This window comes from Paraburkholderia diazotrophica (assembly GCF_038900755.1).
GTDB classification, from domain to species: Bacteria; Pseudomonadota; Gammaproteobacteria; order Burkholderiales; family Burkholderiaceae; genus Paraburkholderia; species Paraburkholderia diazotrophica_A.
Genome location: NZ_JBBPEN010000009.1, coordinates 304710 through 326174 on the forward strand (window position 1 = coordinate 304710; position 21465 = coordinate 326174).

14 protein-coding genes and 1 pseudogene are annotated in these 21465 nt (G+C 58.7%); 4 read left to right on the forward strand and 11 right to left on the reverse strand.

Annotated features, from left to right (window positions below):
• Window positions 1-93 precede the first annotated feature (93 nt).
• From AABE10_RS26615 to AABE10_RS26635, 5 genes are all read right to left on the reverse strand, one after another.
• Window positions 94-1410 carry a lipopolysaccharide biosynthesis protein gene (locus AABE10_RS26615; RefSeq protein ID WP_342936187.1) on the reverse strand — a complete coding sequence of 439 codons (1317 nt, stop codon included), beginning with the start codon at window positions 1408-1410 and terminating at the stop codon, window positions 94-96.
• Window positions 1411-1450: 40 nt separating this feature from the next.
• Window positions 1451-2467, reverse strand: a complete 1017-nt coding sequence (locus tag AABE10_RS26620) for a glycosyltransferase family A protein (RefSeq protein WP_342936188.1) — start codon at window positions 2465-2467, stop codon at window positions 1451-1453.
• Window positions 2468-2560: 93 nt separating this feature from the next.
• Window positions 2561-4003, reverse strand: coding sequence for a hypothetical protein (locus AABE10_RS26625; RefSeq protein ID WP_342936189.1), 1443 nt, complete (start codon window positions 4001-4003; stop codon window positions 2561-2563).
• 26 nt (window positions 4004-4029) lie between these two features.
• The gene (locus AABE10_RS26630) at window positions 4030-5145 is read right to left on the reverse strand and encodes a glycosyltransferase family 1 protein (RefSeq protein ID WP_342936190.1); all 1116 of its coding nucleotides are present in this window, start codon (window positions 5143-5145) and stop codon (window positions 4030-4032) included.
• Between the two features lie 66 nt (window positions 5146-5211).
• Window positions 5212-7554, reverse strand: coding sequence for a polysaccharide biosynthesis tyrosine autokinase (locus AABE10_RS26635; protein WP_342936191.1), 2343 nt, complete (start codon window positions 7552-7554; stop codon window positions 5212-5214).
• 1083 nt (window positions 7555-8637) lie between these two features.
• Between AABE10_RS26635 and AABE10_RS26640 the strand changes: the two genes are divergently transcribed.
• Both AABE10_RS26640 and AABE10_RS26645 read left to right on the forward strand, forming a co-directional pair.
• Entirely contained in the window at window positions 8638-9570 is a 933-nt protein-coding gene (locus AABE10_RS26640) for a helix-turn-helix domain-containing protein (RefSeq protein ID WP_428983392.1), read from the forward strand.
• Window positions 9571-9594: 24 nt separating this feature from the next.
• Window positions 9595-10560 carry an ATP-grasp fold amidoligase family protein gene (locus AABE10_RS26645; protein ID WP_342936193.1) on the forward strand — a complete coding sequence of 322 codons (966 nt, stop codon included), beginning with the start codon at window positions 9595-9597 and terminating at the stop codon, window positions 10558-10560.
• A gap of 68 nt (window positions 10561-10628) precedes the next feature.
• Here AABE10_RS26645 and AABE10_RS26650 read toward each other — a convergent pair whose 3' ends face one another.
• The 3 genes from AABE10_RS26650 to AABE10_RS26660 form a co-directional block, all read right to left on the reverse strand.
• Window positions 10629-12191 carry a hypothetical protein gene (locus AABE10_RS26650; protein WP_342936194.1) on the reverse strand — a complete coding sequence of 521 codons (1563 nt, stop codon included), beginning with the start codon at window positions 12189-12191 and terminating at the stop codon, window positions 10629-10631.
• Between the two features lie 880 nt (window positions 12192-13071).
• Window positions 13072-14484 carry a response regulator receiver protein gene (locus AABE10_RS26655; protein ID WP_342936195.1) on the reverse strand — a complete coding sequence of 471 codons (1413 nt, stop codon included), beginning with the start codon at window positions 14482-14484 and terminating at the stop codon, window positions 13072-13074.
• 269 nt (window positions 14485-14753) lie between these two features.
• Window positions 14754-15446 carry a phosphatase PAP2 family protein gene (locus AABE10_RS26660; protein ID WP_342936279.1) on the reverse strand — a complete coding sequence of 231 codons (693 nt, stop codon included), beginning with the start codon at window positions 15444-15446 and terminating at the stop codon, window positions 14754-14756.
• Between the two features lie 650 nt (window positions 15447-16096).
• On the opposite strand from AABE10_RS26660, the gene AABE10_RS26665 reads away from it, so the two are divergent.
• Together AABE10_RS26665 and AABE10_RS26670 are read left to right on the forward strand one after the other, a co-directional pair.
• Window positions 16097-17257 (forward strand): porin, encoded by a 1161-nt coding sequence (locus AABE10_RS26665; RefSeq protein WP_342936196.1) that lies wholly within the window; start codon window positions 16097-16099, stop codon window positions 17255-17257.
• A 288-nt stretch (window positions 17258-17545) separates the two neighbouring features.
• Complete coding sequence (locus tag AABE10_RS26670; RefSeq protein WP_342936197.1) at window positions 17546-19462, forward strand: SMP-30/gluconolactonase/LRE family protein; 1917 nt, start codon at window positions 17546-17548, stop codon at window positions 19460-19462.
• On the opposite strand, the gene AABE10_RS26675 is transcribed toward AABE10_RS26670, so the two are convergent.
• The 3 genes and pseudogenes from AABE10_RS26675 to AABE10_RS26685 form a co-directional block, all read right to left on the reverse strand.
• Window positions 19437-20621: an acyltransferase gene (locus tag AABE10_RS26675; RefSeq protein WP_342936198.1), complete on the reverse strand. Its 1185-nt coding sequence runs from the start codon at window positions 20619-20621 to the stop codon at window positions 19437-19439. The genes AABE10_RS26670 and AABE10_RS26675 overlap by 26 nt on opposite strands.
• A gap of 203 nt (window positions 20622-20824) precedes the next feature.
• Window positions 20825-20957: pseudogene (locus AABE10_RS26680) on the reverse strand (nuclear transport factor 2 family protein); the annotation flags it as partial.
• Window positions 20923-21228, reverse strand: a complete 306-nt coding sequence (locus AABE10_RS26685) for a hypothetical protein (protein WP_342936199.1) — start codon at window positions 21226-21228, stop codon at window positions 20923-20925. The gene AABE10_RS26685 and the pseudogene AABE10_RS26680, both read right to left, overlap by 35 nt.
• Between the last annotated feature and the right edge of the window lie 237 nt (window positions 21229-21465).

Genomic DNA, 21465 nt, shown 5'->3' on the forward strand with positions numbered 1-21465 from the left:
CGTCTGTTCTTGCACTACTCATAAGTACCGACGCACGTTGCCATACCATTGATAATTCACCCCCGACGCACCAAAACATCTGATGCGTCAATATCATTCGTCTTTACCCGTTCCAGCATGTGGCTTGGCCCACGCCATCCGCGCCATGAATTCCATCGCGCGGCCCGCTCCCGGCAGCAGTGTGATGAGTTGCATGCGCACCATGACCGTCAGCAGCATCACCGAAAGCGATAGTTCACCAATTACACGGGCAAACGCCATGCCTTCTGCCCCGAATCGCGGCGCGAGCCACAGCGCCGTGCCAAGATTTGCAATGCCCGCCGCCGCGCCCGCAATTGCCAGTACGCGATCTTTCCTTCGCGGAACGAATACGTAGAAAGCCGCGAATTCGTTGAATGCCGCAAACGGGAACATCCATGCAAAGCACTGCAACACCCGCGCGCTAGGCGTAAATGCCTGGCCGAGGATCAGTGGCAGCACGAACGGCGACAACGCCAAGGCGCCGCAGAAAACCAGCAGTCCATAACCGAGCAGCAACATTGCGCCGCGCCGCGTGGTAGCCTGCGCGCCCGCCTTGTCGCCCTGCGCGAGCTGGCGGGAGATCGTGGGGATGAACACCTGTCCCGCGGGCCCCATCAGCGCCAGTGCGATCGTCGCGAAGCGTTCGGCGGCGCCGAAATAGCCGACCTGGGCGGGAGTCGACAACAGCGTCAGCAGATAGGTCGATGACGCCGTCAGCACGACAGAACCCGACGAATAGCAGAAGAGCATCGTCGAGTTCTTTATCAGCGGAACGATGCCCGTCAGCGACAGGTGCGGTCGGCCAAGCTGAAACGTCGCCAGGCCATAAGAGATCGCAGCCGACGCAATGCCCGCAACGAACAGGCTCGCGACAACCCATATCGAGTCCGCCGGCCCTTTGACCAGGCTCAGCACGAGCGCGAGACTGAGCGCGAAGCCGAACACCTCGATCATGATCGGCGTTCTGAAGTGCTGACGGCCCTGGTAGAGCCAGCCGAGATTCAATGCGGACACGATGCCGAGCAGCGTCGCCAGCACGCCGATCAATGGCCGCTCCGACAACGCCGGCGAGCACATCGTCGCGATGAACCCGACGGCGCCACCCAACACGCCCAATGCGAGGCGCGCGCTGACATGCAGCGAGTAGATGGCGTTGCATTCGTTGGTGTCTTGCGCCTTGGAAACTTCGCGCATGCCGACGAACGTGAATCCGTAGCTGACGAGCATCCAGATCACGTTCATCAGCGACATGGCAGCGAGCACGCGGCCATATTCCGCGACACCCAGCACGCGCCCGTAGAACGGCACGACGATGATGAGGTAGATGTACCTCATCAAATATCCGCCGTAGACAAAGGCTATGACGTTAGCGCTCTTCTTACCGTCCATATCGACCTCTTTGATATCGTCGATGCCGCATGGCGGTCTCCTAACGCTCGGCCGTGGCGCTGCGACGCGCCAGCGGATTGGTGATGTACCGGACCACGAAGTTGGAGAGCGGTGAATACGGCAACAGGCAGAGGCTCGACAACAAAAGCGTTCCCGCCTTCTTTTTCAGGCTCCAGAAAGGATTGGCGACGATCGAGTACCGATAGTCGTGCGAGTCGTTGAGCGCCCAGCGCCAGCGTGTCGCCAATGGAGCCTGATAGAGGTTCGAGCAGAAATAAGCCTTCTCGTGCGCGAAATCGTGAAATGACATCGGCAATTCCCGATCGAGACGCGCGCGGGCGAGTTCACGCAATGTCGCCCACCGCGCCTTGAATGCCTTCGGCGCCTTCGTCAATTGCTCCGAGTTGGCGAACGACACACTCGATTCATTGGCACGTTGATGAACGCGATACGCGCCGAGCGAGCGGGGCACCATCGCAACGGGCCCGACCAGGGCGACGCCATAGATCGCGTAGAAGTCCGCGCCGTAGCGGTTGACCGCCGTTTCGGGAACCGGGAACAGCTTCTTCAGTGCGCGCACGCAATAGGCGTTGCCCGACGCAGGCGGCGACGGATACAGCCAGCCGCCCATCAGCAAGGTGCCGCAATCGGTCGGCGGCGCTGAGTGCGGAACGTAGGCACCCGTCTGCTTGCCCTCGACGTCGATGACGTCCAGACGGAATTGCACCTTGGCCACGTCGTTGCGCTCAAACATCTGCATCACTTCCGACACGGCTCCGGGATAGAGCACATCGTCCGAGTCGAGGAAGAGTACATACTCCGTGTCGGCGAGTTCGAGTCCCAGGTTATAGGCGGACACCTGACCGCCGTTCTCCTTGAAGACAGCGGATATGCGCGAGCCGTAACTCTCGATGATCGCGCGCGAACCATCCGTCGAGCCATCGTCGATGACGATCACTCGCGTGCCCGGATAGTCCTGGTTCAACGACGAGTCGATCGCTTCGGCAATGAAGCGCTCGTAGTTATAGTTGCAAATAACGATGGCCATCTGTTTCATGGGATCTCGCGGCGATAAGTTGAATCCGTCGATGCTCAAGTCTTCTCTCTCGGTAGTCGGCACTATTGCCTCACCAATAAAAAGCTGCGTGTCTCATGTCGTCTTCTGTCGCCGGACGACGAGATAGGCGAGATGCACGGGCGACTTCTTATCGGCACCATTGACTGCGGCGGGCACGCGAAAGCGGATGCTCAGCGTCCCGCTATTCGACGTCAGGGTGGCGTCTTCATGAGGCGCAACGGCGCCCGTCACCGCGTCGATGAAAAGCACCTCTGCGCCGTCCAGTGACGGCTGGTCTACGCCTGCCGCTTCCACCGTGCGCCAGCCCGGTGCGGCGCTCACCTGAATGACAATGTCGCTGTCCGAAAGCAGTGCAGAACCTTTGGCTTCCGGCCCGAACCGAAGCTGCTTCGAAAACGGCGCCAGCAAGCCGGGAACCGTCTTGTTCAGAACGACCAGACTGCGCCCCGAAGGGTTGTACGTGCGGGGCGGCCCGCGATGCGTCAGCCGGTATGGCTCGTAGCCGTCCCAGTGGTAGACCATCGTCACGTACTTGTCAGGGTCGTCCCAGTTGCGATCCAGCGCCCACACCGCAAACTCGAAGAAATAGCGCGGCAGGTAATGCGGGTCCTCCATGTACCTGTCGCCGATTTCGGTTTGCCACAGCCCGCGAGCGGGCCCCTGCTTCACATATCGCTGGTACAGCCCGTCGAGATCGCCGACGGACAAATAATGCGTGTCGAGATAGTCGACCCAATCGATCATCCGTTCATTCGAACGCGTGCTCTTGTATTCGAGCCACTTGACGTATGTGTCCAGTCCGCCCTGATCGGGCCATCCGCCGTAGACGATGTACGCGCCATACTTGCGGATGATGCGTGCCGCCGGCAAGTGAATCTTGTCGACGTAGTCCTGCATCGCGCGCTCGTATGGCCCAGAGCGCTTTTCGTCGCGATTGAATCTGGGTCCATGCCAGAACGTGGCCTGAGGCAGCCCGCCCGACAAGCGCCCGGCAGCCTCATTCCAGATCTGGAAATGACGCACGTTATAAGGCGGCTTCGAGTACTTGCTGACGGCGGCTTCCACATACCGTTGCCACGCGTCGACATTCACTGGCGCCGACTTCGAATCGCCAGGTACGCTTGCATTCCACTTCGGCGTATAGCCGAGAAACAGCAGCGACCTGATTCCATTCGCGTTGTTGCGCAAGATGACGGGCGGCAGATCGCTGTCGTACGCATTACCCGTGCCGTCGACGCGCATCGCCTGCTTCGCGGAATCGGGCTGTCCGGGGCCCACGGAACCGCGGCCCCAGCTGATGCCCATCGCGCGCCACATGCTGATGTCGGCGTCCGATCCTGGCCAACCGTTCGTTCCGATCATGTCGGTCATCCTGCGAGCCTCGCGTTGCTTGCCCGCTGCGTTGGCCGCGAATGCAACCGGCGTCGTTCGCATGCCCGGCAGGCCCGCGCACGCGAGTGCGGCAAGCGTCTTGAGCGCGCGTCGTCTACCCTGTCGGCTTCTCTTCCGATACATTGGTCCGTCCCGGCGAGTGCCGCTGATCAACCCACCGTCGCCCGCGGAAACAGCTCCGACATAGGCTCGCTTTCCTTCCCATACAGGAGATCCAGCAGCCTCTTCGCCGACCGGTCCCAACGGTACTCGCGCGCATGCGCCATGCCTTTGCTCCGATAGCGTTGGCGCAGTTCGCCGTGGCTCATCATCAGCGAGATCTTTTCGGCGATGTCGTCTGCGGACATCGCGTCGCAATACATCGCGGCGTCTCCGCATGCTTCGGGTATCGACGTGCGCGACGAAGCGATCACCGGGCATCCGCAGTACATTGCTTCGAGAGGCGGCAGTCCGAATCCCTCGTATAGCGACGGGAACACGAGGCAGCCCGCGTGCTCGTAAAGCGCCTTCAGTTCTCCGTCCGTCACGAAGCCGGCCCAGATCACCTGCTTCGATTCGGGCCTGTCGCTCACGCCTTCGCCACTGAACACACGTTGATTCCTGCCGCCGACGACGACGAATTTCACGTCGCGCAAATGCTCCAGTTTTGCAATTGCATCGAGAACACGTTGAAGGTTCTTGCGCGGATCGAGACTGCCGACGATCACGCAATACGCGTCCGTCTGGAGTTGCAGACGACCGATGATGCCCGGGTCCGATACGACGCGGTCGAGGTGATCCGCGCCTGGCGGAATCACGGCAATGCGCGACTCGTCGATATTCAGATGGTGGCTGATCCGGCGCTTCGAAAAAGACGACACCGTCAGCACGAACGGATCGAGCTTCGGCAGCATCGAGAAGCAGAGCCGATACCAAAGCCGGAACTTCTTCGAGAAGCCGTCCGGCACGTCATAGACGGCCATATCGTGAACCATCACCACCTGACGGCGCTTGAGAATCGGATTGGTGTTGCACAGATTGACGAGCGTCATCCGACGCGCGGCAATCGGCAACGTAATCTGTTCCCACAGCGTGCCGCGCAACCACGGAAACCGGCGCTGCCGCTTAAGGGACGCACCCGGCTCCATCGCGTTTTGCGGCACGAAGACCTCGAGTTCACTACCCGGGTTCTCGCGCATCTGCATCGCTCGGGTGAGCTCATAAGCGACCCTTTGCACGCCCGTGATGGGTTGCGAAGTGAATTTTCCGTTGATCGCGAATGCCATGGGGTTTCTCCGCCTCACGAAGTTGTACCGTTTCCTGTTGTCGCGTAAGCGTGGGATAGCCCGACATCAACTGGCCGTCTCGACATCCCCGACATCGCTCGCGTAGTTCGTCGCGTAGCCGTAGCTGCGCGTGCTGCGACGCACGGGTATGCCGTTGAATACGCAACCGGCGATACGGCCGCCTGCGCGCTCGATTTTCTTGACCGTGTCGGCGATCTCTTCCTCCGACTGCATTTCGGAGCGCAGGACAAGCAACGAGGCGCCCGCTTCGTTCGCGATGATCGATGCGTCCGTGACGGCGAGGAACGGCGGCGTATCGATGATCACCAGGTCGAAGTGATTGCCGAGCCGTTCGAGCAATTGCCTGAAGCGCGGGCGCGTCAGCAGTGCGGCCGGATTCTCCGGACGTGCGCCGCACGACATGAACGTGACGCCGTCGATGCCGACTTCGCGCAGCGCGTCACGCAGCGGAATACGGTCTGAGAGCACTTCCGACAGGCCGCCTCGGTTGCTCTGGCTAAAGAACGCGGCGAGGTGGCCGCGGCGCATGTCGCCGTCGATCAGCACCACGCGCGAGCCCGCTTCTGCGTGCAGCGTTGCGAGGTTTGCGGCGACGAAGCTCTTGCCCGCCGACGTCGTCGGCCCCGTCACCATCACGATGTTGTTACGGGCGTTGGCGAGATCGCGGGACATCGTGGTACGAACCGCGCGCAGCGCCTCGACAGATGGGTCATGCGGGAAACGCGCCGCGAGTACCTTGGTGCCCGAATCGCTAAAGGAAGGATCGATCTTCTCGTTCGCGCCGGCCCCCGATTCGCCTCCATTGCGTTGCGGCGATCCATTCTTCCCGCTCACGCCAGGCAGCGGTTTTCGCGCAGCGGCGGGCAGACTCCGGTCAAGCATCGTTTGCTGATGACTGAACAGCACTTCGCCGACAACAGGCACGCTCAGGCGGCGCTCGACGTACCGCGGATCCGTCACGCCCACGAGAACATGACGACGCATGAATACGAGGAAGATGCCCGAAACAAGGCCAAGCACGGCACCGCCAGGCAACACGATCAGCGGATTCGGCTTAACCGGGCGATGAGGCCGGATCGCGGAGTCGACGATGTGCGCGCCGCCCGTCGTGCTCGCGCGACGAACTGTCAATTGCTCTGCTTTCTGCACCATGCCCATGTAAATCGTCTCGGCGACCTTCTGCGCGCGAATCAGATCGACGCTCTCGCGCTCGGACGCAGGCATGCCCTGGAAGCGGTTGTCGAACTCGGACTTCGTCTTGTTCAACTGCGCGAGCTGGGAGTCGATGCTCTGAATCCAGCGGCTACCCGGCGCGTACTTGTCCAGCAACTGGGTACGCTGCAATTGCAGGCTCGCGATCTGACGATCCAGGTCCAGGCCGCCCTGCAAATAAGTCTGCGATTCGGCCGTCGGCTGCATCGAATTGGATTTCGCACGGAAGTCCTTGAGTGCTTGCTCCGTCTTGCGCAAATCCGCAAGCAGACGCGGCAGTTCGCCCTTGATGAAGTTGAGCGTCTGCGTGTCGTTCAGTTGACGGCTCGCAGCAGCCGAAGTCAGGTACTGCTGGCCAAGCGCATTCGCGACCTCGGCGGCCATCGACGCGCTCTTGTTTGCGTACTCGATCTGGATGAGACCGGAGTCCTTCACCTTGTCGCTGATCTTCACGACATCCATGAAGCGCTTGACGGCATCGACGGCATTCCACCGGATCACTTCGAAGTGCGTTCCGGGCCGCGCGGCCATCTGATTGATCAGCATCGAGACGCCGTTGGCCGTAACGGGCTTGCCCACTTCACCCTTCAACAGAAACTCGCCCGACGGACCCAGCAGCTCATAAGTACCGCCATCGAGTGCAACGAGCCGGAGCTTCTCTTCCTCGAGGCTCTGCGGGACGTTCAGATAGCCAACCTTGACGACCTCTCCGCCCCACGCAAACGACTTCAAGCCGAGCCACGCGCTGTTAGGCTCGCCAGGCGTTGCGAACTTGTCGGCGATGTCGCCGAGAACCGGAATCGTGCGCGGCGTGACCGTCACATCGAAGCGATATTTCTCGATCACGGGGTCGAGCACCGAACGGCTATGCATCACGCCCATTTCGGTGCTGGGCGACGGTGCGGGCGGCGGAAGCATCGAATCCTGATTCTGCAGCGCGATACCAAGCGCGTTTGGCTCTGGCGGATCGACACGCACGAGCACATCCGCCGAATAGACGGGACTCGCCACCAATTGATATGTGAGCGCGAGCAGGAACACGGCCGCCGTGGTTGCCAGAATTTCCCAGATATGGTCGCGCATGAGGTTCAGCATCTCGCGCCCACTGAGCTGCGTGCGCTCATTGTTGACGGGAGCGGGAGGAGCAGGAAGCGAGTTGTAGGGGTAGTAATCCACCTGAATCATCCTTTCATGTACGTTTCCCTGGAGCACCCTGCAATACGCAGTAGTGCAGCACCGGATCGCGAACTGAAGCTGCTGTTGCGGCTAAAGCTGACACGGATTCGGCGCGTCGGAATGTCACTCAGCCAGGTCGAAGCCGGCAGGACATGCGAACGCCATTTCGGCGTCGGCGCTCAGACTTTCTGACTAGCTAGTGCCGTGCCGGAATCTCCGGACGAGAAGATCAACATGGTGCGCATTCCATTCATGCTTTTCCTCCTCTGGAGCAAAGCGGTTGCCAAATATCTAGACGCATCTCTATGACGTTAGAGAGCCAATAGAGATGTACTGTCCAATACGGTGATTGCGTACTTTTATCCCACGACCGAAGGAAACATCAGCACGCGAGGTCACTACATTTGCGCGCTTTCGGCGTAAGCGATTTCCTGGTGAAGACCTGCAAACAGCATTCCAACGAATCACGAATGGGCGACGGCTTCTCCAGGGTGTTGCAGCGAAGCATAGACGGGCAGAATTGGGATTTGAACGACCTCGGCTCAAATTCGGGTACAAATGGCCGATAACGCGGAGCGTGTAACGGGGTTTACCAGGGAAAGAAAGAGTTGTGCCGATCTGAAATTGGTGTAACAGATTGATACGATCCGGCCGAAATCGCGTAACAGAACCTTAGTGACAGTACCGAAAGTCGAGATTTAGGGAATGAAGCAACATATGCCTTTCTGACGCTTGTCCTGCAAGGCTCGCGGGAGATCGAGCCCGCTTTTCTTTCACAAATGTCATATAATTTTTACGCGAAATAATTTCCTGATCCGGAAAAGTACACGATAAATATAAAGCCGATATTCGGTAATAATTTCCATTTTCGAACAATTACGCCACATCGTTCGCACAAATCCGACAGCTATTCAATCGATCTATTCACTACGGTATTCTGGGCCGCATCGAAGTATTTCGCATTAATTTGGAGAGCTAAACGTGAATGGGTTTGCTCGATCGCATCCGTGGCACACTGACGAACGACCGGTTGATTCAAGGCTTGAGAGGCACATTGGCGTGCTCATCTCGCACCACTGCTCAATGGCGGCCGTAGGCGCCATTGGAGACGCATTTCGCCTCGCCAACGAATTCGACCACGGTAACGGCGAACATCTTCCTTATCGGTTCACCGTGTTGTCGGAGTCCGGTGGCTTTGTTACGGGCGGTTCCTGCTTCTCGATCTGGACGCAGAAGCTCGATCAATACCGGCTTGCCGACTTTCACGCACTCTTTGTCGCTCGCGGTTCGGAGGGCGCGGCACAAAACAACGAGGCACTCGTTTCCTGGCTGTCGCGCCAAGGCTCGAACGTGCCAGGCGGGATGCAGCCGAAGCTTGAAGCGTTTACGCCCCCGGCTCAGTCGTCCGTGCCCGTATTCGTGCTTGACGATGGCGTGTCCGAGACGCGTCCCGCCGGCCCGACGCCATCGGAGATGGCGCTCTTGCAGATCGAACGCGACCTGAATGCGGAGATCGCGCGCAGGGTTGCTCGCGCGTTGCAGACGAACGTCCCTGAGCGAGTACGGCCTGACGCTGAAGATTTGAACATTGCGACGACAACGGAAAAGATCCGGGAGTCCGCACGCTGGATTCGCGAGAACTACAGCAAGCCTATTTCCGTGGGCCTTGCGGCCGAGTCCGCCGCGATGAGCAAGCGGAATTATCAGCGCCGGTTCAAGAGCGAGTTCGGTATGACGCCGCTCGAGTATCTGTTGCGCACGCGCTTTGAAGTCGTTTGCTCGATGCTGATCGAAACCGACCTTCCCATCGACAAGATTGCCCGGCGTTGTGGAATGGGCGACGGCAATCGCCTGGGAAGAATATTCAAGCTGCGGTACGGTGTATCGCCCACCCATTTCCGGGCGCTGCGCCATCTTCCCGCCGAGGAACGTTCACAACCGCCGGCAGCAGCATCCACAGCCAGCGTGGTCGTGCATGCCGCAGCACTTGCATCATCGGCAAAGCTGATCTACTGACCTGACGCACGGGGAGCGCAAAGAATGCCAATAATCGAGGGTATGCGGGCGAGCGACACAGTGAGTGTCTCGCAGGACACGAAGCAGGACGGGGCGCACGGTGGATCGAATGAGCTTCCGTCGCCGTTCAGGAGAATGAAAGAAGCCGCCAAACAGGTATTGCCTGACGCACTCTTCCTGAGTCTGCTACACAAGAAGTGTATTGGTCGGTATCCGAAGCTCATTCACCCTACTACGTTCAATGAGCAGATCCTCCAGCGTAACCTTCGGCCAGACCCGCGCTATGTGCCTCTGACCGACAAGATTGCGGTTCGCGAGTACGTCGAGAAGAAGCTCGGACGCGAACATCTCGTCCCGCTGATCGCTGCGCCAGAACTCTTCACGCGCGAGGTATTCGACAGACTGCCGTCCTCTTTCGTCATGAAAGCGAATCACGGCAGTACCTTTGTTGAAATAGTCCGAGATAAATCGACTACATCTTTCGAGAAGCTAAAAGAATTGGCTGATCGCTGGCTGTCGGCGTCCTTCTATCGCGTTGCCCGCGAGCGACACTATTTGAGCATCGAGCCGCGTATCTTTTTTGAAAAGCTTCTGCTTGACAAGCAGGGGCAGATTCCAGCCGATTTCAAGCTGCATTGCTTCGGTGGACGAACGGGCCATCCGACCATGTACACCTTGCTGATTTCGGACCGCTTCGGTAACAACACACATGGCGACGTGTTCGACGAAAACTGGAACGTCATGGATGTGATGATCGGACCGTACACGCGCAGCCCCGTGCCTCCGCCACGGCCCAAAAATCTGGATGCGATATTGCAAGCGGCGACGCGACTCTGCGAAGACTTCGACTATGTTCGTGTCGATCTCTATGCGCCGGACGACGAGGTCTATTTCGGCGAATTGACGTTCACGCCTGGCGCTGGCGTATTGCCTTTCACGCCGGACCACATCGACTATGAATGGGGAAAGCTCTTGACCAGGGGTGTGTGAAATCGCCCCTCCTCCACTCAAGGACCGAGCGAAGAAGGGGCGACGAATAGCAAGCGGCCAGCGCGGAATCAGTTCGCGGGGTTGCTTGCCATGAAGCCGGTTAGCGCGCTGTACGGCGGATTGAGCGTCGTGCCGTTGGTCATAACACCATAGGTGTTGTTTCCGCTATCGAGCACGTAGTACATCACAGCCTGAATGTTGTGAGACGTCCGCGCCTGATAGTACTTGCTCAACGTGTTCGTAATGTAACTGGCGCGATAATCCTGCGCCTTCTCAGGACCCGTGTTCCATTCCGTGATGATGAACGGCACGCCATATCGAGCCTTGCAGTACGTCGGCAGGTCGAAGCCCGGGCCCGAACCGTCGATGCCGATGTTGAAGATGTCGCCATACACTTCGTAGTTGTGCCACGTCGTGACGTCCCAGCGTACCTTCGGGTAACCGCCCGTGCCATCCGGTTGCATGCCGTCCCACAAGGCGTCCGCTGCACCGATGTCCGCAACACAAAAGTTGATGCCGCATTTTGCGTTGGATTGAACCGACTTCACGCCGTCGATCATTCCGCGCATCACGCCACGCATGGCCGGCCAATTGCTGTTGTTAAAATCGACCGCTTTCGTACCGGCATTGGTGAAGTCCAGAATCGTCGCGTTCTGGCGCGTCAACTCGTTACCGCATTCGTAGAGCGTCACGCCATACTGCTTGAGTGCGTTGGCGACGGCCATCGCAACCTGCTGGCCGCGCGAATATGCCGCCGACTCGCTGCTGAACACATTTCCATTCGAATCGTAGACGCCCTGGTTGATCAGGACCAGCAGTTGGAGTCCGGCCGCCTGGAAGGCAGCAGCCAGCTTGCTGACGGCGTTCAGCTGATTCGGATCGTCGGTACAGCCCACACGGTAGCTCGTGCAGCCCATGTTCCTCAGAATCGATACGAGCTGAGACGGTGTGTAAGTGTAGTCAAAGTGCCCGTTGACGCCGTAGAACATGCCTGCCATGGCGGGGACCGTGGCGGCGTTGCGCGGGTCGTTACATGGCAACCAGCGATCGAGGTCGGTGAGCACATAGAACTGTCCACCCGTACCGATGTGCCAGATCTTGCCGCCGTACCACAGCAACAGCGATACGTTGTACGTGTTGCCGACGGTCCCACCGTTCCGATAGATGACACCGTTGACGACGGTCCACATCGCGCCCGCCTTGTCGATGATGTACGAAGCGGAAGGAATAGTTGTACCGTCAGGCGACGTTCCGCCGAGGCGCGGGTCGTTACACGCCGTCCACGTAGTGCCGTTCCACGCGTAGAACTGCCCGCCCGTGCCCTGGTGATAAATCACGGCGCCATAGATCATCAGCAGCGTCACGTTGTACGTGTTGCCCGCTTTTGCGCCATTCCGGTAGACGGATCCTTGCGACAACGTCCATACCGCACCCGACGTGTCTGTAATCGAGCTTGCCGATGGAATAGTCGTGCCGTTTGCCGATGCCGTACTTGCGCGAGCCGCGACGTTCGCGACAGCTGCGCCGGACGCGCTGCCGGCGCCATCGCCTGAACCACCGCCGCAAGCCGCGAGAAGATAGCTGCCACCGAGAGCCGTCAGCTGGCCAAGAAATTGACGTCGTTTATTCATGACAAATACTTCCCCTGTCGAGAAATTTCTCGAATAAAAAGTCCCAAGTGGGTGAATGCTCGAACTTCGAATGCGATGTCCGGCGTCGGCAAAGCGCTATTTAATTAGTAATCCTTACGTACAAGGACAACTACTCGCGCTTTCGGTGAGTGACATGAGAAATGATTGAACTGCCCGCTCCAAATGCTTCTCGAGCGGTGACGCTAGAACTCAAAGTCCACGGTCCATCCAGCTGCGGAAGACTTTGACTAGCGAACTACGACGATTCCCAATGCGTTGCCACTGACTGCCGCACATCTTTGTGCAACGCGCAAACGTTTGCCGTTCTGATGCGGAAAAATCGCCCGGCAATTTGTGCGCGCGTTCCTTTGAATCGGTGCAAATAATACCCGGATACGACTGACATTTACATACGAATCGGAAATGAATAGGTAAATAGCACGATTCTTCTGATTGTTTGCGGCCGAAAAGGAATTCCGCCTTTTTTGGCCATACGGGAGATAGCCCTACGCACGTGTGCGGAATGAACTGATCGCCGGTGCGGCCGAGTTGTCTGGCGCAATAGCGCTAATGGCTGGGCCGGCGCTATGGGAGCCAATGCGCGCCTGTTTCTGTGTGTGGCAAAGTGTGGGAGAACTTACTCGACAACGCTAGGCGGTGATGCAATTTTCACCGCGCCGAGAATATTTTTTCGGTATCGACCCTGGAAGTCGCGCGACGAGTACCGGCAATCTCTACCATATAGCTGATTGGGTATTTATTTTTTACCGAATTAATAATGCACTGCTGCAATCGCGCAATGATTGCCGCTTTTGGGAGATGAGTAAAAAGGTACTGCCGGAATAACGGCAATGGCCGCAATGGCGGGCGATAGTACTGTCTACTGTCGCGCGAGTGCATCTCTTACCGCTCGTACTACCTCAGCGGGATCCGACGATCGCGGAAACCAACGGTCCCATTCCGCCCAGTCGAGGCGCGCGTCATCGATCGAGAATGCGATCATGACAGGACGACGCAAACGGTCTGGCACTCGCGATAGATCTGCAAGCAATGCGCCGGCGTCGGCGGCACCAATTGGACTCGATGCGACGATGACGCGCGGATTGAGCCGATGAGCCTCAATTCGTGCTTCCTCTGTCGTGACAGCCGGCATGACTTGCAGGCCCTGCGACGTTAGTCTCGATACGAGTCCGGAAAGCCGCCCCGCATCCGGATCGAAAACGAGAACGTCGACTGTTGCAGTCGACTTGATCGCATCACGCTGCGCGCGTCGGTCGTGACGCGACCGTGCATGCGAGCGGACCCATCGCCTGAGTGGCCAGACGGTTCGATTGAGCTCGTGCCGCAGCACCAGATTTCGCCACAGCCGCTCCGCACTGAAGGTATCCCGGTGCGCCTCACGCTCGAGCATCCGCTTGCACCCGGGCAAATGAAGCAGCGAACATCCTTTGAACCAGCGAAGGTCCCGGTGTGTATTGCCGGACCAGTGACGTCCCACAAGCCGGTGTGCGCCGAGATCGATGATCTGATGGCCATCGTCTGCCAACAGATTGAGTGCTGCGGAAACAAATGCCTCATCCCCGTTGTGGTTCAACTCATCTATGGCAAGTCGGTAACGCTCGAAGCACGCGTGAGCATAAGGCACTAGTTCATTGATGAACTTCGTCGACGCGAGCAGTACTTCGCCTCCAAACCATCGCGGATTTTGAAGCGACTTTCCGGCCACGGTCTCGAGGTCGCCAATGACGCGCGCGTCGCCGTACGCCGAAAACTCCTGATCGGAAATGTCGAACGCGCCGACACCTGTCACCTGGCAGCGTCGCAGAAGTTCTTCGTCGAGCGTTCGAAGCGCGAGCATGTCGGTGTCGAGCAGCATGAGCAATTCGCCGTCGCGCAGCGTCGCGGCGACTTGCTCCATCATGTCCAGCTTGAAGTGTGCGCTATAGAACCGCGTCATTTTCGGCAACGTCAATCTGGACGGTCTCAACTGCAGCACACAGGGACGCGAATCGGAATCTACCTTCGTCAGGTACTGCTCGATCTGCCCGGCGACGTTTGTCGCGACCGTCAATCTCGGCAGCCCGACCGCCATCAGACTACGGTTGAGCGTAATGGCCTGTTCGAGGTAGCAAAATGGGTCAGCGCGCGTGCAATTCGGGCTTCCCGTACTGTCCGTTTCGATGAATACGAGCGCGCACGGGACAACCCCGACACGCTTGCGCGTCGAGCCAGAAGAAGGGACGGTCTGCCTGCAAGATGGTTCGTCGAAGTCACGACGCAAAAGCGCGGACATACATCGTTGCCTCCGGCTGACATTGATAGCGGACACCGCGACCTCCCGATTGCAGTTCGTGTCATGTGCGCCGATGGGCAGGCAATGCACGAAGTGGGGGAACGCAGTATCCGTGCCATCCGAATGGGAATCAGCCGTCGCGGCTTGAGTCCGTCATTGGACGGCGCATTGAAAAAATGCCCTGTAGAGAGTGCAAATTCTTTCTTTACCTTGCACGACGACTGCAAGCCCGCTATCAGTGGAATTTCTTCACGTCGCGCTGGCCGCACTCAAAGCGCCTTTGCCGCCACACTCGCAATTCTTCGGAGTTCATCGAACTGCGTGACGAGTTCGAAGCACAGAATGAACGCCAACATCGATGAAGCCCCCGGATAGCGCTCCATCCAGAGCAACGATCGCGCGGCATAACGCGTCCGAATCGGGTCTCTCGTCATGAGATAAGTAATGGCAATGCCAATTGCCGCGCCCGCGAGCAGGTCAGTCGGATAGTGAAAGCCGAGGTAGGCGCGCGGAAAGCAGATAAAAATGGCCGTGTACAGAAATACGAGTACGCCCGTGAAGCGGGAGACGATAAAAACGCCCGTCGCAACCGCCATCCAAAGCATTGCGTGGTCGCTCGGAAACGAACTCCAGTTCGAGAGCATCGCGTCATGGAGAGAGCCTGTCGAGAATTGCAAATGCAATTCAGTATTGTAGATAGGCCGTACTCGAAACGGCAGAAAGTCGGCGAGCAATCGTCCAACGGCAAGCGCCAGTAAGCCACTCGCAACGGTTGCGATGACCACTTCGCGCTGCCATTCCTGCCGCTCGCCGGGCTTGAACCAGATCCACCATAAGATAGGGATGAGCACGAGCCCTCTGAACGTGTACATATCGGTGAGGGCTCTCATCGCGAGGCTCGGCAGCGGGCCGAGATGCAGGTGCGCGAGATATGTCTCGATGGTTGTATCGAAGGTAATCATTGTTGTAGTACCACCGGATTCGTAGCAATAGCAAGAAGACAGGCAGAAAGCGGAGATCCCGGTGCTCATGCGCGTTGCCGACGCGCACTGCGACTGGACCTCGAGCTTTAGCCTGCTACGCGCAAACCCGTCCGCTGCCGTACTTTCTCGCGGTAGCCATTTTTGTTCCTGAACGGCCGGTCGGGCGAGTTTCTTGTATACAACTCCTCCATTTTGTTGTCCATGTTCGTCCGGTACAGCGCACGCCTAAGCGCCTCGCTTCCCGACTCACGCGGCCGTGAGAGGCGACTATCGTAATGGCAATTGACTCGCGCAATGAAGAGCAAAGCGGACGCAATCATTCAACAAATAGAGCCAAAGTGTAAGCCCATATTTCCGCCAATCGCTGTGCCGTCGGAGAAATGAAAGCCATCGCTTGCGCGCGATGCATTCGTATGACACATGACCGTTATATGATTCGCGTCGTCGCGCTGTGCGGCGTCGGCCACGCATGTTCGCTTTCCAAAGTCATTCAGTACGCGGATATGCGACACGCGATAGAAGAACGGATTCAAATCGGCATGGCTAGAACATGCAGCGCATGCGCGCCAACAGTGGCAACACTGAACCAAACGTTCTATTTAATCGACGGCCCATCAAGAAGCCCAAACATGAAAAAATCCTCACTCGCCCTCGCACTGCTCGGAGCTATATCCGTCTCGGCACACGCGCAAAGCAGCGTCACGCTTTACGGTCTGCTCGACACGGGCCTCGTCTACACGAACAACCAGCTAGGCCATAGCAACTGGCAACTCAACAGCAGCTCGACGCAGAACACCGTGTTCGGCCTTAAAGGCTCGGAAGATCTCGGCGGCGGCTTGCACGCGCTATTCAAGCTCGAACAAGGCTTCATTCTCAACAATGGTGCACAAGCTTTCTCCGGCGATGGTTTCGGTTCGCAGGCATGGGTTGGCTTGCAAAGCGATCCATATGGCACGCTGACGTTCGGCCGCCAGTTTGACGTGATGAACGACCTCGTCGGCCCCCTCACGGCGGAATTCAATACGTGGGGCGGCAGCATGGCGGCACATCCGTTCGAGAACGACAATCTCGCCGCGAATTCCGTCGTGATCAACAACACGGTCAAGTACACGAGCCCCATCTATCGCGGCATCACGTTCGAAACGATGTACGCATTCAGCAATAAAGCCGGTGACTTTTCGAACAACCGCTCATACGGTTTCGGCCTGTCGTATTCGCAATGGCCCGTCAACCTCGCGGCAGGCTATCTGCAACTGAACAATGCCGGTAATGGAAGCGGCGCGGTCACATCGGGCGACACCAGCGCCAACTTCGTCGCGCAACGTCAGCGCATCTGGTCGCTCGGCGGCAACTATACGTATGGGCCAGCTACCGTCGGCCTGGTCTGGAGCCACACGCAGATCGACAACGTGTCGGGCGTGTTCTCCTTCGGAACAGGTTCTTACCTCGGCGCCGACGATACGAGCGTGGGCTCTCTCGCGGGCTCGCTGCGCCTCGACAACTACGAGGTGAACGCCAAATACGCGCTCACGACGGCACTGAGCGTGTCCGGCGCTTACACGTATACGCATGGCGCGTACAACGGTTCGGCGCCTGGATGGAACACAGCGATGCTCCAGACCGACTATGCAGTGAGCAAGCGCACCGACTTCTATCTCGAAGGCGTCTACCAGAACGTGCACGGCGCACCCGCAGATTCAGTGCTCTCGCACGCAATGATCAACACGTTGTCGCCATCGGCGACCAACACCCAAGTCGCCGTCACCGTGGGCATGCGTCACACGTTCTGATCGTATCGACCTACCGTCACGAGCAAGGACGTATGCCGAACGGCATCCGAGAACGTACGCCTTGCTCGATCCGCTGGATCGCGTGGCGCACCACGCAAGCGGCATAATAAGCGCCGCTCCACGCTGAAAGCACCGTCCACTTTCCCCAAGCAATCACACACGTTGCACCTGCAACGATGCACGCAGCATTAGTTGCGACATCGGCCTCGTATCGACACATTGGCAATCTAGAATCGAATAACTACGGATCACTCTTTCCAAAGAATTGCTGCAGGGAGAACCAAGCAGATGAGCACGAAGCGAATCAAGCATGCATTCTTTGGCGCGGTGATCGCCATGATCGCCACGGTCTGTCATGCGCAGTACACCACCGACTGGCTCGCGAACACGTTCGGAACACTGGCCGCGCACGTAGGCAATGCCGCGCGCTCGATGTGGGTCGCGCCCGAAGGGATCATCTATACGGCTTCCTTCTGGGACGAAAGCGAAGGCGGAATCGCGGTCTATCAGAATGGGCAAAGTCTCGGCTCTATCGGCATTCACAACGAGTTTCAGGGCGGTGCGATTACAGGCAACGCCACTTCGATCTTCGCGGCGATGCAGTCTGGCAGCGCCTACGGCAGCGGGGCCGTCGGACGATACAACCGTGCAACGCGTCAACGCGATCTCGTCATCAACGTGAGCACATGGAACAAGGTCAGCCGTGCCGACGCGATCACCGGACTCGCGACGGCCGGCTCGCTGCTGTATGCGAGCGACTTTTTCGCCAATCGCGTCCGCGTCTTCACGACGGATGGCGCATGGCAGCAGGACATCAGCGTGACGAGTCCCGGCGCACTCGCGCTCGATAACGCGGGGAACGTCTGGGTTGCCCGTCAGAGCGCAGGCGTCATCGTCGAATTCAGCGCGGCCGGCGTGCCGCTCGATACGATTCAGATGCCCGCCGCTTCGCGACCTTCCGCGCTGTATTTCGATACATCGTCCAATCGGCTCATGGTCGGCGACGAAGGCCCCGATATGAACATCAAGCTCTATGACGTTTCGGGCCCGCCGACGCTAGTCGGCACATTCGGCGTTCAGGGCGGTTATCTCGACACTACGTCGGGCATCAAAGGCCAGGTGGGCGACAAGCGCTTTACGCGCATTACCGGCATCGGCAAGGACTCAGCGGGCAATCTGTACGTACTCGACAATCCATGGGGTGGCGGATGGGATCTCGGGCGCAACGGCGGCACCGACATTCACGCGTATGACGGCGCAGGCAACCTGCAATGGAAACTCCAGTCCCTCAACTTCGAAGCAGTCGCTGCACCCGATCCCGCGACAGATGGCGCCTATTTCTACAGCGGGACCAACATCTACACGGGCACAGCAGGCGGCGCTTTCGTCGCGAATACCGTCGATCCATTCAGCTATCCGGATGACCCTCGGCTCAACATGAACGACACGCAACGCAACGAGCACTTCGGCCAACTCGTCAGTGTCGGCGGCAATCGGATTCTCGTTGCGTCAGGACAGAACCCCGCGATCTTCTACTTTTTCCATTTCGATCCGACCGAAGGCTACATCGCCACGCCCGATGGATCGATTCCGGGGCCCGCATTCAATACGACGCGGCCGATCACGGGGGGCTTTTGCATCGATAGCAAAGGCGACGTGTGGGCCGGTCTCGACAGAACGAACCACATCTATCACTATCCGCTGACGGGCTTCGACGGCAATGGCAAGCCCACATGGGGCGCAGGCATTACGCTGCCCATTCCGCAGAGCATCCGTCCATTGACGCGCATCGTCTATCTCGCGGATACCGACACGATGATCCTCGCGCAGGGCATCGCCGGAAGCCCGGACTGGACCGCGATACATGCGCGAATCGAGGTGTATCACGGCTGGAGCGCGGGCAATACAACGAAGCCCGATCCGGTGATCAATCTGACGGGCGCCAACCCGAAGTCTATTACGGCAGCGGGCAATTATCTCTTCGTCGGATACGTGCATACCGTACCCAATATCGACGCATTCAATCTCACCACGGGCCATCTCGATGCCACGCTGACCAACAGGAATCCGGGCACAGTGGACGTGGGCAACGATGTGGACTCGATGTATGGGTTGAGAGCCTACCTCCGGTCGACAGGCGAATACGTGGTCACGAAGGATAACTACAACGGCTCCAGCATCATCGTCTATCGCTGGACGCCGTGATGCGCGTGCGTTCACGCAGCAGGTGCGCCCGGCGCTCGGGCGCGTATTTGCGCAGCCGCTGTGAAACGAGATGCGAAGGCCGTTCGATCACCCGATAAAACGCGTAGCTGATGACGAACGCCAACGATACTTCGACGAACCACGCGAATCGTGATGTGCCGTCGAATCCCGCTACTTCAAGCAACGCAAGCGCGGTCTTGTGGCAAAGATAAAGGCTATAGGACCACGCGCCCAACGCGGCCAGTCGGGACCAGACGCGGGACTGCGAAGGCGTGTCCGTCTCTGCCGCGATCCACACTGCCGCAAGAAACTGGAACAGCGGAAGCGTGATGTCGGGTGTGATCAAGGGCAGCATCGCCGGCTTGAGGCTCGATCCCGATAGCAGAATCATGATGATGGCGCCCGACGCGACGACGGCCACTCTCAGCGCGACGAGATGGTTCGCGAGGCACCGAGTGCTTCGCGCAAGGCCGCGCTGGATCAGCATCGTAAGCGCCGAATAGGCGCCGCGATCCTGGAACTGCGCAGCGTTGCGCTGCGTCTCCGCGATCATGCAGCCGAAAATCCAGCCCGCCGCGTACAGCAGCGCGGTACCGGACACGCCATACGTCTCGTAGACGCAGCCGTGACAAGCGGGATGCCCGAACAGGCGCACCGATGCCACCATCACGGCCGCCGCCATCGCCGTGCCGACGATCATTTCGCCGATATAGCGAAATCGCGGCCGCAAGATCGGATACACCGCGTAATACACCATCTCGCAGTAGAGCGACCACAGCACGGATTCCAGATAGTTTTGCCCTGTCGGCAGCGGCTGAACCACGCACAACAGGATCACAAGCGGCACTCCGATGCGAACGAAGCGCGACGCGTAGTAGTTGACGGGCTTGAGCGCCACATCCCGGTGATACGCGCTATGAATGCAATAACCGGAAATCACAAAGAACACGATGACAGCGGCAGGCCCGGCAAACAGCGCTGTCGATCCTGACCATAATGCGCCGCTCAAAGAGGCAAGCTGATGCGGCAGCAGTTCCTTGAACGCCGGCGGCCGAAAGTGGTACATCAGCACCCAGAAGGCTGCGAGAAATCGAATGGCGTCTATCTTCGACGACTTGCTCGTGCCCGCAGACACAGACAGATCCAACGTGCTCGCCATTTCTTTCCGCCTCTCTTTTATTTTCGGCTGCGGTGATCTTAGCCCCGCAGCCGGCGACAAAAATCGAAAATAAATGGCGAAAATATGAGAGTGTCACGCGATGAAAAACGAAGCATGCGTCAATCGCGATGCACCGCGAAGGGCAGCGACGCCGCCCTTCTGGCACGAACGGCCTCTACACGCTGCCGCGCCAGCCACGGATATCACCCTGTGTCCGCACTCTCATAGTCGGGGTCGAGGTAGATAAAGCATCGCTGAATCTTGAAGTCGCGTTTCGAACACATCGCACCAGCGCCCCGCATCAGATACGCCCGCGCGCCAGTCGACGCCGCCCTTGCGCAGACAAAAAGCCGAGTACGAAAACGCCTCCCACGGCCTTGGCCAGATGCATCACCGGCATTTTGCCGCCGCCGATCAGCTTTCCGGCGGGTACGCCGTGCTCATAGAAGGCGGGATTGCGCCCGACGATAACGCTCGCGGCAGTACCGCGCACTGTCTCCTGTATTCCGTTACGGGTCAGGCGCATTGCGCTGCGCTCGTCCTCTCTTTTGCTCAACGATAGGAGCGCGAGTCGACCAATAAAATGATGTTTGATGATGCGTGCCATCACCGCGAGTGAAATAGCGCTTCGCGCGCTTCACCCAATAAGGGGCGAAATTCCGCAACAGTGAATTCCAGAGGAAGCACAGATCGCCCATGGCATCGGCCCGGCCGCGCACTGGAACGAAGTCCGCACTGCTATGACGCGTCGTTAACGATCCCCACTCATGCACCGCCTGCCCGCACGCGCCGCAACGCATCCGCATTTGTTCCCACGCGTCAAAACTGTTTGTCCACTGCGGGT